Genomic DNA, 14,770 nt, shown 5'->3' on the forward strand with positions numbered 1-14,770 from the left:
TCGAACAATGCCGCCACCAGTTCCCCATGATCGGTTGACCAGCAGGGCCGCGGCCGTGGGCGTGTGGGGGTGGGATTGGCTACGATCGAGCCATCGAACTGGCCTTCATCAGCGGCCGTCTGTTGGGATCCGATCAGGAGGGCCGTTGACGATCTTTCGGAGTGTTGTCGGGGTGCAGTTGTTGTTGAGCAGCGGGGAGAAGGTGCTGCTCGCGCGGCGCAGGAACACCGAATTCGGGGATGGGGAGTGGAATGCTCCCGGCGGGCGGCTCGATGAAGGGGAGGATGTTCTTTCGGCTGTGATTCGGGAGGCCGACGAGGAGATCGGGATACGGCTGGAGCGCGATGACGTGCGGATGGTTGCGTCGATGCATATCCAGTCGCCGCCGGGGCAGGCGTTGGTTGTGTTCATCTTTCACGCCGATACCTGGTCGGGCGAACCGCATAATCGGGAGCCTGAACGCTGCTCGGATCTGCGGTGGTTCGGATTCGACGATATTCCAGAGGAGACAATTCTCAGTACCCGCGCGGGTATCGATATGTTTCGGCGCAAGCAGCATTTCGGGCTGTTCGGGTGGCCGGAGCACGCGTCGCTCGGTGCGAAGAACTGGTAGATCAGAGGAGCGTGCCGCCGCTGGCGTCGATGTAGGAGCCGGTGATCCAGCGGGAGTCTTCAGAGGCGATGAAGGCTACGACGTCGGCTATGTCGGAGACCTCGCCCACTCGGTTGAAAGCGGACCACTCGGACATTTGGGCGACGGTGGCGGAATCATCGAAAACCGGGTCGCCATTGTTGGTGACTCCCGGGGCGACGGTGTTGATGGTGATGCCGCGGGGAGCGATGTGCAGGGCCAGTTGCAGGGTGATTTGTTCCATGGCGCCTTTGCTCATCGCGTAGCAGATTTGCGACGGTAGGGACGTTCTGGTCATACCAGAGGAGATGTTGATGATGCGCCCGCCGGACGGCATCGAGGTCAGGGCGCGCAGAGTCAGGTAGTAGGGAGCCTTCGCGTTCACCGCTATGTGGCGGTCGAACATTTCCGGGGTGACGTCCTCGGGCATCGCGCCGGTGAATCCCGCGTGGGCCGCGTTGTTGACCAGGATGTCCAGGCGTGTGGTGCCGGTGCGGGTGAGCAGTTCCGGCTCCAGTTGAGTGAACAGTTCCGAGATCGCCTCTGGCGCACCGAGTTCGGCGTGCACAAGGAATGCCTGACCGCCCTCCTCCTCGATCCGCCGGACGGTCTCCTTGCCCGCCTGCTCATTGGTCGAATAGTGCACTGCGACGAGTGCCCCGTCCCGCGCGAGGCGACGGGCGATACCGCGGCCGATCCCGCGGCTGGATCCGGTGACCAGGGCGACCTTGCCCTGCAGCTTGTTCATGACTTCCCCTCCATGCTCTACTACGACTTGTAGTACATGGTAGCGATATACGCCAAAGGGACAATCCCGGCGACCGGTGCCGAACGACACAGCCGAAAGGTGTTGCGGGCACGCCGATCATCTGCGCAAGCTCTAGTCGGCACGCCCTGTCCGCAGGGTGAGGTAGCTGGGGTGGGCGGGGTCTAGGACGATGGTTTGGCCGGTGATTGTGCGTTGTTTCCATGGGGGGATCAAGTGGCGGGGGAAGCTGGTGCGGCTCACGGCGATTCGTAGTCGGTGGCCTGCGCGGAGGAGGGCTTCGGTGGGGTTGATCTCTATGTCGATGGCGAACGGTTCGCCGGGGGTTACCGGCAGGACGGATTCGGCGGTGAGGGTGTGCAGGGGGAACAGGAGTTCGCCGTCGAGGTATCCGCTGGCCGCGGTGTCGATGGCGCGGAGGGTGGACAGTAGGGCGCCGCGGGTGATCGGGACCGAGGCGCCGTTCGGTTCGACGTCGCAGATGGTGATCGACCAAAATGCGTCCTGGCCTTCGGCTTCCGCGTTCAGGTGCAGGTTCATCGGGCCGGACAGGATGGTGTCTTCGGCGAATGGCTCGCTGGTGAATGTGACGGCACCGGCCTCGGCGTGCCGGTCATCGGTGGCGAAGCGGCGGCTGAAGAGCACGGTCGCGCCCATGCTCAGTATGCCGGTGTTGTTGGACGCCATGCGGATTCGTCCGAACGGCAGCGGTAGTCGCGACTCGATCTCGTCCGGCTCGACGGACAGGCCAGCGTCGGTACCGGCATGCGTTGCCGTGCCGGTGATTTCGGAGTTCAGATAGAGCCGCCCCACGGACGCCTCGGGATCCGGAAACTCGCTGTGCCGCAACCACTGTCCGCCACCTTGCCTGCGCACGGTGATCGGACCGTAGCGGTCGATGCCGTTATCGATGCCCTTGACCCACCTGTCGAAAAACGCGCATTGCAGCTCGTCGAGGGCCTGCGGACTGTCCGGAGCACCGAGACCCGAGCCGACGGTGAGGTGGTAGGAGTCATCGACGAATACCTGTTTTTGCCCGCCGGACAACGGGATTCGATCGAACATGCGGAAGTTGGAGCGGTTGTAGACGTCGTGCCAGCCGCCGTGGATCCAGGTCGGTGCCGTGATGTCCTCGAAGCGCGCCAGCTTGCTCGCCCACATCGGGTTGAGGAAACTGTCGGGATGATTCTCGGTGAGCCCGATGTCGATCGCGTGCCGCACCCAACCGGCCGGGTCGGCGATGCGATCGCGCAGGAACTGCTTGGTCATTCCGGCGCGCAGCAGACCGGACACCGAGGGTAGCCATTTGAAGCCGGTGACGGCGAGGATCCACAGCAGCATCCCCGGCGTCGGCACGCCACCGGTCAGGCCGAGTTCGCGCACCGGGTCCTCGCCCGCCTCGATGGCGAACACGGCGCGCAGGCCCTCCGGCCGCAGGCCCGCGGTGATCAGCGCGGAGATGGCGCCGTAGGACACCCCGGTCACCGCGAATTCACCGTTGCACCAGGGCTGTTCGCGCACCCACGCGACCGCCTCCAGATAGTCCTGCTGCTCACGCGGCTGGAAGAAGTCCCAGCTTCCGGTGGAGGTGCCGGTGCCGCGCACATCGATCATCAGCCCGACGTACCCGCGGCGCACCGCGGTGCGGTTGATCGCGAACGGTTCCAGGATCCCGCCCGCTGGCGTGTGCAACACGTCGCGCGCGGTGAACCGCTGCCGATCCGAGGAACCAACCCGCTGAGCCAGCGCACGCAGCGTGTTGTGCCAGCGCATGCCGCGACGGTTGATCATCTTGTTGTACGGGGTGAAGTTGATGATGGCCGGCAGCGGCTCGCGCGCGGGCCCCGCGCCATCCCCGGGCCGGAGAATGTCGGCGGTGAGGATCGCGCCATCCGACATCGAGAGGGGAACGGTGTTGGCGCCGAACAACTTCGAATACCGGACGGGCCCGATATCGAATCGATGATTCGGCGGCACCGTCGCCGCGGTGGTGGTCAGCGGCTGTGCCATGGTTGGGTCCTCTCAGCGCACGGTGGTCGTCGTGGCCTGTTGATCGATATAGCGACTCATCGCCCAGTTCAGGCCGCGCATGACCAGCTCGTAGGACGGCGGGAAATACCGTTGTGCCAGGTGCCCGATGCGAATGTCGTTCGAGGTGTAGACCAGATAGGTGTTGCGCTCGACCCCGCGCACGATCGAGCGCGCCGCGGCCTCCGGGGTCACCGCGCGCCGCAGGAACAACGCCATGGCGCGCTGCACCGTCTCGGCGGTGCGGTCGATGCCCGCGATGTCCAGGCTGTCGGCCATCGGGGTCGCCATCGCGCCAGGACAGACCAGGCTCACCCGAATACCGTGCTGGCGCAGATCGAATCGCAGCACCTCCGACACCCCGCGCAGGCCGAATTTGCCCGCGCTGTACGGCGCGTGCCACGGCAGCCCGAACAGCCCGGCGGCCGAGGACACGTTCACCAGGTGCCCGCCGCGGCCCGCCGCGATCATCGGTGGCAGGAATTCCTCGATGATGTGGATCGGGCCCATCAGGTCGACGTCGATGGTGCGGCGCCACTGCGTGTGGGTCAGCCGGTCGACGGTGCCCCAGGTCGCGATCCCGGCCACGTTCATGACGATGTCGACGCTGTCCACCTCGTCGTGCGCCCTGGCCGCCAGGGCGACCACCTGGTCGTGCTCGCTGACATCGGCGGTCGCCGCGAGGTGTACATTCGCGCCCATCGCGCGCGCGAGCGTCGCGGTCTCCTGCAGACCCTCCGCGTCGATATCGGTCAGGATCAGCGAGGCCCCCTCGGCCGCGACCGCGAATGCGATGCTGCGGCCGAGACCGCTGGCCGCCCCGGTGATCAAGCAGCTCTTGCCCTTGAACGTCGTCATAGCTCCCGACTCCGCCTCACTAGCGCCCGTCGTGCGCTATGTCTGTGGTTCACGCGCCCGTCCACGACGATAGGCGCAAATGAACACTGTTGTCTACCGATCGACGGATACTGTCCCAGACGCAAATCGGCTGGCGCTCAGGCGGGTTCAGGCTCCCCCATGGCGAACACGATGGTTGTCCAGCCGCCGAGATGGATACGGTCACCACTGCGCAGCGGGACCGGCACCTTCGCGGGAATCAGCTCGTCGCTGCCGTTGACACTGGTGCCGTTGGTGGAACCAAGGTCGGTGACGGTGAGCGCGTCGTCGTCGAGGTGAATCATCGCGTGCGTCCGGGAAACACCCACGTCGGCGGGTGCGATCCCGAGATCGATATCAGGCGTCAGCCCCTGCGAGACGCTACGCTTGCCGATCAGAATATCGTTGCCGCGCAGAATGATTCGACGTTCTGGATAAAACGCGGGAAAGCCGACCTGATCGGCGTCGGGCCCCTTACGAGCGATCACCCGGTCATAGAACTCACGGTCCGCGGTAATGGTGGCCACCCAGGTGACCGACGGCGCTACGGCAACCGATGCGACAGGCTCGGACCGTGCGGCAGGAGGCGGCAGCGCCGAATCATGCCCGCACACTTCACAGAACCGCCCACTGCTCGGCGCACCACAGGACGGGCACAGCGGGATCGGACCGGCGGCGACCGTCGGCGCGGCCTCCCCGATCGGCGCCCCGCACACGTCGCAGTAGTCGGTCGCGCCCGACGGGTGCCCCTCAGGACAGGTAACGGACACTAGCTTTCCTTCCGCACCCTGGCGGTCTTGGTCGAGCGAGCGTCGAGGGCCATCTCGTCGGCGGCCGCGACACTCGCCCGCAACCGCACCGTCCCGTTGCGCTCATCGACCTCGACCACACCGCGCAACAGCTTCGCCGTGCTCTCGTTACCCGACTCCGCCGCGAGTTCGACCGCGCGCCGCAGTTTGGCCGTCGCGGTATCGGTGTCACCGCTCTTGCGCGCGGCCAACCCCTCCTGCACCACCTGCGCCAGTTCCGCCTGGCCGGTGTAATGCGCTACGCGCCTGCTGATTCGGGCCGACAGCTCGGTGTCGGTGGTCCACACCGCCTTCACCAGTCCCTGCCCGAGCACCTCGTCACCACTGACCACGCTGACGCGCGCGGCGAGCTTCTCCCGGCCTGGCGCGGCGGGTTCCACCTCGACCTGCACGTGGTAGTCCCTGTCCTCCGCGCCCCACGCACCGAGCGGGTACTCCCCCACCTGCGCCGCGGTCTCCACCCGCCGCGCGGTGAGATCCTCGATGGCCGGGGCGACCTGTTTGACGAACCGGACCTTCGCGCCCGCCGGGGTCCACACCCGCAGCATCAGTTCCGGAATCGCCTTGGCCATCGAGCCCTGCATCATGGCGGCGAAGTCGGCGGCCAGCTTGGCCGGGTCGGCGACGATGTCGACGGTGCCGTGCAGCGCCGAGGCGATGGCGCGCAATTCATCGACCCGCCAATCGGTTCCGACGCCGCGACAGTCACAGGTGAACACGCCCTCGGACTGTTTGATCTCCGCGAAAAGCGCCGCGGGTTCCTCGTGCTCGTTCTTGCCGTCGGTGAGCAGGATGGCGTGCACCATGGCGCCTGGATGCTTCTTGGCCAGCTGCCTGGTCAGGCCGAGCCAGGTGCCCATGGCGGTGCCGCCGCCGGGCGTCAGCTTGTCGAGCGCGCGCCGCGCGGCCGCGCGCGAGTCCCGATTCACCGGCACGGACGGCACATTCGCAGGGAAGGCGAGCCGTGCCATCGCGGTGCCCTCGATGATCGCGAACTTGGTGCCGTCGGCCAGCACGTCGAGCGCGGCGAGCGCGGCCTGCCTGGCGCCGGGAAACTTGCGACCGGTGGCCATGGAACCGGAGCAGTCCAGAATGAGGATCTCCAGCCGTTCCTGCGGCGCCGCGGCCACCACCAGGTCGGCGGCGGTCTCGACGGTCACCACCGCGTCGACCGTGCCGACGCCGTCGGCCAGATACTCGTTCTGATCGATGGCTACCGAAATGCCATTGTCTGCAACGGAACTCACTGAACTTCTCCTACGGACCACGGAACGGGGACGATCGCGACGGTGATGTTGTCGCTGCCGCCGCAGCGCAGGGCGAACTCGACGAGTTCGCGCGCGGCCACGGCGGGGGCGGTCGCGGTGGCCACCTCGGCGAGCGCGGTCGCGTCGGACAGGTAGTTCCACAGTCCGTCGCTGCACAGCAGCAGTACACCGGGTCCGGTGGTGCGCAGCGTGCGAATGCAGCTGTCCGACCACGGTTTCGCCGGACCGTCCGCGCCGAGCCAGCGGATCAGGGTGTGCGCCCTCGGGTCTTTCATCGCGGCGTGCTCGTCCATCGCACCCGCGTCGATCAGTGCTTGCGCCCAGGAGTCGTCCACGGTCAGCCGCTGTGACGGCGGGTTGCCCGGCTCGTCTGGTGCGTCGGCGTGCAGCCAATAGGCCCTGCTGTCACCGACATTCGCGATAGTGATCTCGACGCCGTCGGCATCGGTCCGCACCACGGCCGACACGTAGGTGCACGACGGCGCGTGGCCGTCGGCCACCGCGATATCGCGCACCGCCTGTGCCGCCGCCGCGAGTCCGGCCATCGCCGCCTCGGCCGCGGGCAGTCCGTCCAGCAGCGCGGTGCGGCAGGCATCGACACCGGTCCTTGCCGCCGTTCCCGAGGCGACCTGAGGATCCTCCGACGACGAAACCCCGTCCGCGACAGCGATAATCGCCGTCGCCGGCACGCCGCCGCTGCCGTTCAGCACCGCTGCGGCGACGGCATCTTCGTTGCGCGCGTGCGAGATTCCGCGATCGGTGACCACCGCGACGACACCCAGGTCGGCGTCGAATCGGTCCGGTGCGCCGCGCAATTGCCCACAGCCCACGCAGTAACCGTCGGGGTCGTAGCGCAGGCCGCCGCACCCGTCGCAGGCGGTCAGTGGGCCTGGCGCGAGGTTCGGCAACGCGATTCGCTTGCCGCCCAACTCTTGTCCGCAGTTCTCGCAGAAACGGTCCTGCTGCTGCACCTCGGCATCGCACCCAGGGCAGCGCAGACCGATCTCGGTACTCATAACCTCGTCCTCGGCCGGACGGTATTGGCCTGCTCTACCAATGCGAATCGCTCCCACATGTCGTCGGTCTCCCGGGCCAGGTCTCGATAGCAACGCTCCAATCCGGTGCGCACACCGGCTTGATCCAGATTCGCGCCGAGCAGCGGATCGGGCCGGTCGGGCACGCGGCCCGCGCCAAGCCAGTCCAATGCGGCCGACAGCACCCGCAAACGCACCTGTGCGCCACGGCGTTTGGAGTCCAGCCGCAACCGGGCGACCCGCTCGCCCGCGTCGCGCAGCACCGGCTCGGTCAGGTCGACGGCCGACCGGTCCGCCAAAATGGTCTCGACCGCCGCGATTCTCGCCTCGGTGAACAGGGACGAGCCCGCGTCGACCTGATCGAGGACACCGACCGCGCCATCGCGATCACCGGCCGTCACGCGCAGCCTGGCCAACCCGAACACCGCGCTGAGGTACGTGCGATCGGTGCGCCACACTGTCTCGTAATAACTTGCCGCCCTGCGTTTTTCCTGCGCGGCATTGAATCCCGCGGAGTCGGGGGCAGCGGACAGCTCGGCGACGGCGGCGAGCGCGAGCTTGGGCGCGCCTTCGCCGGGCAGCGCGGCGTACACCGCGTCGAATTCGTTCGCCGCCGCCGCGAAATCACCGGCAAGCAGCCGACTTTCGCCGCGATACCAGGCGAGCCGCCAATCACCGGGCAGTGTGGCGGCGACCTCCGTCAGCCGTCGATCGGCCGCAGCGGTGTCGCCGACCTCGAGCGCGGCCCGGATGAGCCGCAACGGAATCTCGGTCGACGCGCCACGCCCGGTGACGACCGAGCGGAGCCCGGCCTCGAACGCGTGCTCCAGCTCCGCCGGGGTGGTGCCGCTGGTCGTGGCGAGCAGGGCGGCCGCGCTGTCGGTCGGGTCGACCAGCGGAACCGGCAGGGCGGCAATGATATTCGCCGCGTCCACCGGCGCGTCGACACCGAAGACGCCACGGGGCGGGCCGAAGTAGGTCGACATCCCGGGACGCGGCACCCCGTCGTCGGTGGACAGGACCTCGCGCAGCACCCCGGTGAGCTGATCGGTCATCTCCTCCATCGAGGCGAACCGCACGTCCGGGTCGTCGTCGGTGGCGCGGAGCAGGAATCGATGGAGCGAATCGTAGGTGACCAGCAGCGGTTCGGTGTCCGGTCCGGGCAGCTCGGCGAAATGACCGCCGCGCTGCGGCACGTCCATCAGCAGCACGGCCAGCGTGCGGCCGACGGTGTAGACCTCGGTGGCGATGGTCGGCCCGGTCTCGGCGATCTCGGGCGCCTGGTAGCCGATGGTGCCGTAGATGGGGCTGTCCTGATCGTCCATGGCGATCACCGCGCCCAGGTCGATGAGCTTGAGCTGCTCGTCGGTCTGCATCACGTTGTCCGGCTTGAAATCACAGTAGGCGAGGCCAAGAGAATGCAGATAGCCGAGCGCGGGCAACATCTCCAGCACGTAGGCGATCGCCTGGGCCGGGGGCAGGAATCCGCCGACGGTGTCGCGGTGGCTACGCAGGATCTGCTTGAGCGACGTCCCGCCGACGTACTCCATGACGATGTAGCCGACCGCGACCCCGTCCGCCCCAGCGTGCTCGACGAAGTTGTGGATCTTGACGATGCTCGGATGTTCCACCTCGGCGAGGAATCGCTTCTCCGCCACCGCGGCCAGCATCGCATCGGCGTCACCCGCGTTGAGCAGGCCCTTCAGCACCACCCAGCGGTCGCTGACGTTGCGGTCGGTCGCCAGGTAGATCCAGCCGAGCCCGCCGTGCGCGAGGCAGCCCGCGACCTCGTACTGACCGGCGACCAGATCGCCCTTGGCCAGCTTGGGGGCGAAGGAGAACCGGGTGCCGCAGTTGGCACAGAATCCCTCGCTGCGGCCTGGCTTTCCGTCCCGGCCCCGGCCGACCGGCTTCTCGCATTTGCCGCAGAACCTCTTGTTCTCCGGCACCTCGGGGTCGGTCATGATCGCCGTGGTCGGATCGATGCGCGGCACCCGGGGCACCTCGACCATGCCTGCGCCTAGTCGGCCGCGGCGGCTCGACCTGGACGAGGACCGGCCGGTGCGCACCGAACGCGAGCTGCTCCGGGTGCTGCGCGTGCTGCCGGACACCGTCGCGGCCGCCTGCGGCGCGGGCGCGGTGCCACAGACCTCGCAGTAGCCGTCGATAATCGTTCCGCCGCAACCGGGTTCGGTGCAGTGCTGATGCGCGGCCGACTCGGTCGTCGCCTCGGCCTTCGCTTGCGTCTGGTGTGCCGTCGACTGAACCGTCGTCGCCTCGGAAGGTGCGGTCCCGCACACCGCGCAGTAGCCGTCCTCGATGGTGCCCGTGCAGCCGGGCTCGGTGCATGTCCTCACGGTCGCCTCCCCGATTTCTCCGCGATGAGTTGCTGATAGTCGGCGACGGCGCGGGTGACCGCCGCCAGATCGCACGGTGTGCGGGCGAGCAGCCCGGCCGCGATCTGATGGGAGGCGAGCAGGTCGCGGTCCTCGCCTACGCCGAGGCGGGCCGCCTTGGCCTGGTAGGCGGCCAGCCTGCCGCGCAGTTCACCGCGCCGATCCAGCAGGCCCTGTGCCAGATTCTCCGCCGAGGCCGCGGTCGCGATCGCCGCGTCGATGCGGCGGCCGAGGTCGAGCAGTGCCGCTGCCGCACGCGGATTGGCGGGGATGGCGTCCAGTTGCGCGCGCAGCAGGCCGATATCGTCCGCGAGCACCGGCAGCGGACCCGACACGATGGTGCTTTCGACCTTCGCCTTGGCCTGCGCGGCCCGCTCCCGGACTTCGCGTAATGCGTCGAGCCGCTTGTGCCCGCCCGCGATCGCGGCGGGCCAGTTCGCCACGATCGCACCGAGTTCGGCGAGCACGGCCGCCTCCCGGCGCATGGCCTCGCCGAGTTCGGCGAGCCGGGCGTCGATGTCGGCGGTGGTCAGCGCGAGCGGGTCGGTGGCCGAGCGGCTGAGCAGGTCGGTGATGCCGTCGCCGATGGCGCGCAGCGCGGGGGTCGCTCCCCCAGCTTTATCCAGTTTGTCCTGTAGTGGCGCGAGGCCGGACATCACGCGGGTGTTCACCTTGTCCACCGCGTCGAGGAATTCGGCGATCATCGGGAAGGTCGCCCGCATGCGATCAAGGGTATCGGCGAGGCCGACGAACAGCACGTATTCGCTCGGACCGGTGAGCGAGCGCTCGGCGAACGGGATCGGCGTGCGCGAGGCCGCATAGGGTCGGCCGCGCAGCAGCTCGGTCAGCTCGGCGCGCTGTCCGTCGTCGAGCTTGGCGCGGTTGCCGCGCACCGCGCGCGCCGAATCCAGGATGGCGCGCATCCGGCCGAAGTCCTCCCACATCAGCGCGAGCGCGTCCCGGACGGGCAGCCAGCGCGCCTCGGTCACCCCGGCCGGCGGGTAGCGGCGCACCAGGGTGAGCCCAGGATGTTTGTCGAGCTCGAGCAGGGTGGCCACGATCGAATCGACTTCGGTTGCGCGACTGGCCAATTCGCGATCGATCTCGAGCAGGGTGAGCGGCTGCATGATGGACCGGCTCATCCCACATACCGTGGTGTCGGCTGGCCCGGCGACGGGCCGAGCGCACTGAGCCGCGCCGCGTAGATCCGCTCCCAGGTGCCGTCGGTGCGCATCCGCTCGAGCACGCCGTTGACGAAACGAACCAGATCGTCGCTGCCTTTGGGGACGCCGACCGCGTAGCCGCCGATGCCGATGGGATCGCCGACCACCTGGAGGTTGCGGTCCTGCTCGACCAGACCGAACAGGATCGGCGCGTCCCCGCTGATCGCGTCGACCAGTCCCTGCTGCAGCGCGACGAGGCAATCGGTCCAGTTGGTGACGCCGATGACGGTGGGACGCTTGGCCATCGCGAACAGCGGCGTCGACGCCGTTGTGCCGCGCGCGACGCACACCCGCTTGCCAGCCAGGTCGGTGCCGGAGTTGATGCCGGAGTCGCGCGGGGCCAGAATCCGTTGTGCCGCACCGTAATAGACCGAGGAGAAGTCGACCTCCTTGCGCCGTTCACAGGTCGCCGAGAAGGTGCGCACGATCATGTCGACCTTCTTGTCGTGCAGCGCGGAGAGGCGTTCGGCGGCGGTCACCGAGCGTAGCTCGATCTTGCTCGGGTCGCCGAACAGCGCGTTCGCGATCTCGTGGGCGATGTCGATGTCGAAGCCCTCGAGTTCGCCGGTGCCCGGATTGCGGAAGCCGAACAGATAGGTGTTCTGATCGACGCCGACCTTCAGCCTGCCGTTGGCGACGATCGCCGCCATCGCCGAATTCTGCGGCATCGCACCGGGTCTTGGCAGCGGGCCGGGCCGCAGGCTCGCCTCGGTGTCGCAGCTGCCCTCGATCGGCGGCGGGTCGGTGATCTCGCCAGCGCCGGCGGGTTGCGGGTTCACCGCGTCCAGGGTGTTCGGCGCGGGCAGGTCGCCCGATCCGCAGCCCGTCATCAGGGCCGTCGCCGCGACGAGCAGCGCGGCGAGCACCAGGCGTGTGTTCACAGGAACTCCTTCAGCCGCGGCCACACCCCGGCGACCACGGCGGCCGCGGCGAACACAAGCAGCACCAGCGTGCCGGACGGGCTCAGGATCAGCGCGCTGCCCGCGGTGTCGAGACCATCGCGGAGATCTCGGCGAGCCTGGGCGAGGTTGTCGTTCAACGAACGGTCCAGCGCGGCGAACTGGGTGGCCGACGAGGTGGGCGCGGCGCCGATCGCCTGCGCGACCGCCGCCGGATAGTTCGCCGCCTGGTACGCCTCCACCTGCGCCTGGTGTCCGGCCGACCATGTGGCGAGCTCTTGCACGGCAACCGAATCCGGGCCGACCACGGTGGCGAGGCGGTCGCGCAGATCGGCGGCGTGCTTGGTGTATTGATCCTCACCCGCCGCGATATCGCCGCGGGTGATCAGTTGCAGCGTCTCGTCGGTGCGCGCCTGCTGGGCCGCGATGCGCGCCTTCGCCAGGGTTTCGAAGCGGTTGCTCGCGCCGGACGCGCCGGTGTCGAGGGCATTCGACGCCACGCCCGTCGCGGCGATCAGCCACAGCAGCGCGAGCACCGCCGCGACCGCCGCCGCCGCGACGCCGAGGTTGGCCAGGCGGTTGGTGCGGCGCAGGAGGATCCACGACCCCACCGCACAGACGATCAGCACAAGCACGACCAGCACGATGCTGAGCACCGGCATCGTCGCGATGGCCCGCTGGTCGTCGCGCACGGCGGCGAATCTGTCGGCGGTGAGCCGTTCGGCGTTGGGCAGCAAGGACTTCTGCATCACCTCCGACGCCTCGCTCAGATACGACGAGCCAACCGGGAAGCCCTGCCGATTGTTCGCCCGTGCCGTCTCGACGAGGCCGGTGTAGGCGGGCAGGTCGGCGGCGACCCTGGCCACGATCTGCCTGGTCTGCTCGTCGGACGCGCCCGCGGTGGCCTCCGACAGCGCGGCGGCGGCGTCGGCCAGCGATTGCTGATACCGCTGGCGCGGCGCGACGGCCGCGCTGCCGGTGGACAGGAACTCGGCGGCGGCCGAGGCGTCGGCGGCCGAGAGCGCCACGTACAGCCGTTGCGCGGCGAAGGCGAGCGGCTCGGTGTGCGCGAGCGCGGCGTCGCGGCGCGCGCCCTTGTCGCTCATCTGGTTCGCGCAGGCGAAACCCGCGAGCAGGCACAGCACGACGGAAACGACGACAACAACGGCGATCACCCCCGGCGTCGTTCCGGCGAAGCGTCGCAACCACAGGGTCCCGTTGCGGATGCGAGGTCCCACACCGTCCTCCTAACATCTCCCCGGCCGGTGCATTCGATCGCGATAGTACGGGAGGAGGATTCGGTGTGCCGACCGATTGCCCAGGTAGTGGACAATCAGAGTTTCAGAGGCGGTCGCGAACCAGCTTGGGGGCCGTGCTGATTCGGGCGACGAGCAGCGCGGCGGCGCACAGTCCGGTGATGGTCAGCCAGCCGAGATGCGCCGGTGGCCGGAAGTCCGCCGCCGAGGTCAGTGCGCCGGGATGGCTGGCGATCAGCGAGCCGATGACGGCGACGCCGAGCGACTGGCCGATCTGCCGCGAGGTGGTCGCCATGCTGGCCGCGACCCCGGCCTGCGCGGACGGCAGACCGGCCACCGCCGTCGCCGTGATGGGCGTGTAGATCAGGCCGATGCCGGCGCCGAACATCGCGTAACCGATGAGCAGCAACAGGTTTGCGCTGCCGTCGAAGGTCGCCGTCAGTACCGCCGCCGCGGCGGTCGCCACCACCGCACCCGCGGTCAGCGCGCTGCGGGCGCCGCGCTGGGCGACCACCCGCCCCGACATCGGGCCGAATACGAACATGGCGACCGCCATCGGCACCAGCGCGAGCCCGGCCATCAGCGGTGAGTCGTGCCGAATCTCCTGGAGGTAGAACGTATTCAGGAACAGGAACCCACCCATCGCGGCGAACGCGAGGATCGCGATCACGAACGCGCCGGTGAACGGGGCCGAGCGAAACACCCGCAGATCGATCAGCGGGTGCGGGTGCCGCGGCGCGTACCGCAGTATCGCGGCGAGGCAGGCCGCGGACCCGGCGAAGCAGCCGATTGTCACCGGCGAGAGCCAACCCCGATGCGGCCCTTCGATAATCGCGAACACCAGCAGTCCGAGCAAGCCGATCACCAGCAGCTGTCCGAGCGGGTCGAGCCCGCGCGGCCGATCCGATTTCGACTGCGGCACGACCAGGAAGGTGAGCGCTAACGCCACCACCGCGATCGGCACGTTGATCCAGAACACCGCCGCCCAGCCGATCGCGTCGACCAGGAAGCCGCCGACCACCGGACCGGCCGCCATGCCGATGCCGATCGACCCGCTCCAGATCCCGATCGCCCTGAGCCGCTGCCCCGGTGCGGTGAATACCGCCGAAATGATCGCCATCGCGACCGGAGTGAGCATCGACCCGCCGACCGCCTGCAGCACCCTGAACGCGACGAGCCAGCCGATCGAGGGCGCGAGACTACACGCCAGCGAACTTATGGCGAATACCGCGAGGCCGATCTGGAAGAGGGTTCTTCGGCCGATCCGGTCGGCCAGTGAGCCGGACAGCGTCAACAGGCAGGCCAAGGTCAGCGTGTAGGCGGCGACCACCCACTGCGCGCCGGAGAGCGATCCGTCGAGTCCGCGACTGATGGCCGGTAGCGCGACGTTGACAGCGGTGGTGTCGACATTCGCCATCACCACGGCGGTGCAGCAGACGGCCAACACGGTGGCCTGCCGGATCGTCTTCGGAACACTCGGCGCGACAGGAGCGCTGATCGACATGCCAGCATACTTGCAGCATCCCGCCGGTCTGCCCTGCCCAACACACCGTTCGGTCTGACTCGTTCCACTTGGAACTCTGG

12 protein-coding genes are annotated in these 14,770 nt (G+C 68.4%); 1 reads left to right on the forward strand and 11 read right to left on the reverse strand.

The genetic code is table 11. From position 1 onward, the window contains the following. Positions 1-145 precede the first annotated feature (145 nt). Positions 146-613 carry an NUDIX domain-containing protein gene (locus OG203_RS07745; RefSeq protein ID WP_405164990.1) on the forward strand — a complete coding sequence of 156 codons (468 nt, stop codon included), beginning with the start codon at positions 146-148 and terminating at the stop codon, positions 611-613. A gap of 1 nt (position 614) precedes the next feature. Here OG203_RS07745 and OG203_RS07750 read toward each other — a convergent pair whose 3' ends face one another. The 11 genes from OG203_RS07750 to OG203_RS07800 form a co-directional block, all read right to left on the reverse strand. Beyond that, complete coding sequence (locus tag OG203_RS07750) at positions 615-1,379, reverse strand: SDR family oxidoreductase (RefSeq protein WP_405164991.1); 765 nt, start codon at positions 1,377-1,379, stop codon at positions 615-617. A gap of 132 nt (positions 1,380-1,511) precedes the next feature. Continuing rightward, positions 1,512-3,407 (reverse strand): CocE/NonD family hydrolase, encoded by a 1,896-nt coding sequence (locus OG203_RS07755; RefSeq protein ID WP_405164992.1) that lies wholly within the window; start codon positions 3,405-3,407, stop codon positions 1,512-1,514. 12 nt (positions 3,408-3,419) lie between these two features. Then, on the reverse strand, positions 3,420-4,283 hold the full coding sequence (locus OG203_RS07760) for an SDR family oxidoreductase (protein WP_405164993.1): 864 nt from the start codon (positions 4,281-4,283) through the stop codon (positions 3,420-3,422). A 137-nt stretch (positions 4,284-4,420) separates the two neighbouring features. After that, positions 4,421-5,071, reverse strand: a complete 651-nt coding sequence (locus tag OG203_RS07765; protein ID WP_405164994.1) for an FHA domain-containing protein — start codon at positions 5,069-5,071, stop codon at positions 4,421-4,423. Further along, a complete protein-coding gene (locus OG203_RS07770) occupies positions 5,071-6,357 on the reverse strand; it encodes a VWA domain-containing protein (protein WP_405164995.1) in 1,287 nt (428 codons plus the stop codon). The genes OG203_RS07765 and OG203_RS07770 overlap by 1 nt, the downstream gene beginning before the upstream one ends. Further along, positions 6,354-7,394 carry a protein phosphatase 2C domain-containing protein gene (locus tag OG203_RS07775; RefSeq protein ID WP_405164996.1) on the reverse strand — a complete coding sequence of 347 codons (1,041 nt, stop codon included), beginning with the start codon at positions 7,392-7,394 and terminating at the stop codon, positions 6,354-6,356. Before OG203_RS07775 ends, OG203_RS07770 begins: the two co-directional genes overlap by 4 nt. Further along, positions 7,391-9,769, reverse strand: a complete 2,379-nt coding sequence (locus OG203_RS07780) for a tetratricopeptide repeat protein (protein WP_405164997.1) — start codon at positions 9,767-9,769, stop codon at positions 7,391-7,393. The genes OG203_RS07775 and OG203_RS07780 overlap by 4 nt, the downstream gene beginning before the upstream one ends. After that, the gene (locus tag OG203_RS07785) at positions 9,766-10,950 is read right to left on the reverse strand and encodes a hypothetical protein (RefSeq protein WP_405164998.1); all 1,185 of its coding nucleotides are present in this window, start codon (positions 10,948-10,950) and stop codon (positions 9,766-9,768) included. The genes OG203_RS07780 and OG203_RS07785 overlap by 4 nt, the downstream gene beginning before the upstream one ends. After that, entirely contained in the window at positions 10,947-11,912 is a 966-nt protein-coding gene (locus OG203_RS07790; RefSeq protein WP_405164999.1) for a glutamate ABC transporter substrate-binding protein, read from the reverse strand. Before OG203_RS07790 ends, OG203_RS07785 begins: the two co-directional genes overlap by 4 nt. Further along, the gene (locus OG203_RS07795; RefSeq protein ID WP_405165000.1) at positions 11,909-13,168 is read right to left on the reverse strand and encodes a hypothetical protein; all 1,260 of its coding nucleotides are present in this window, start codon (positions 13,166-13,168) and stop codon (positions 11,909-11,911) included. Before OG203_RS07795 ends, OG203_RS07790 begins: the two co-directional genes overlap by 4 nt. Before the next feature lie 103 nt (positions 13,169-13,271). Then, positions 13,272-14,690, reverse strand: a complete 1,419-nt coding sequence (locus tag OG203_RS07800; RefSeq protein WP_405165001.1) for an MFS transporter — start codon at positions 14,688-14,690, stop codon at positions 13,272-13,274. Positions 14,691-14,770 lie beyond the last annotated feature (80 nt).

Source organism: Nocardia sp. NBC_01499 (assembly GCF_045040275.1).
Classification (GTDB): Bacteria; Actinomycetota; Actinomycetes; order Mycobacteriales; family Mycobacteriaceae; genus Nocardia.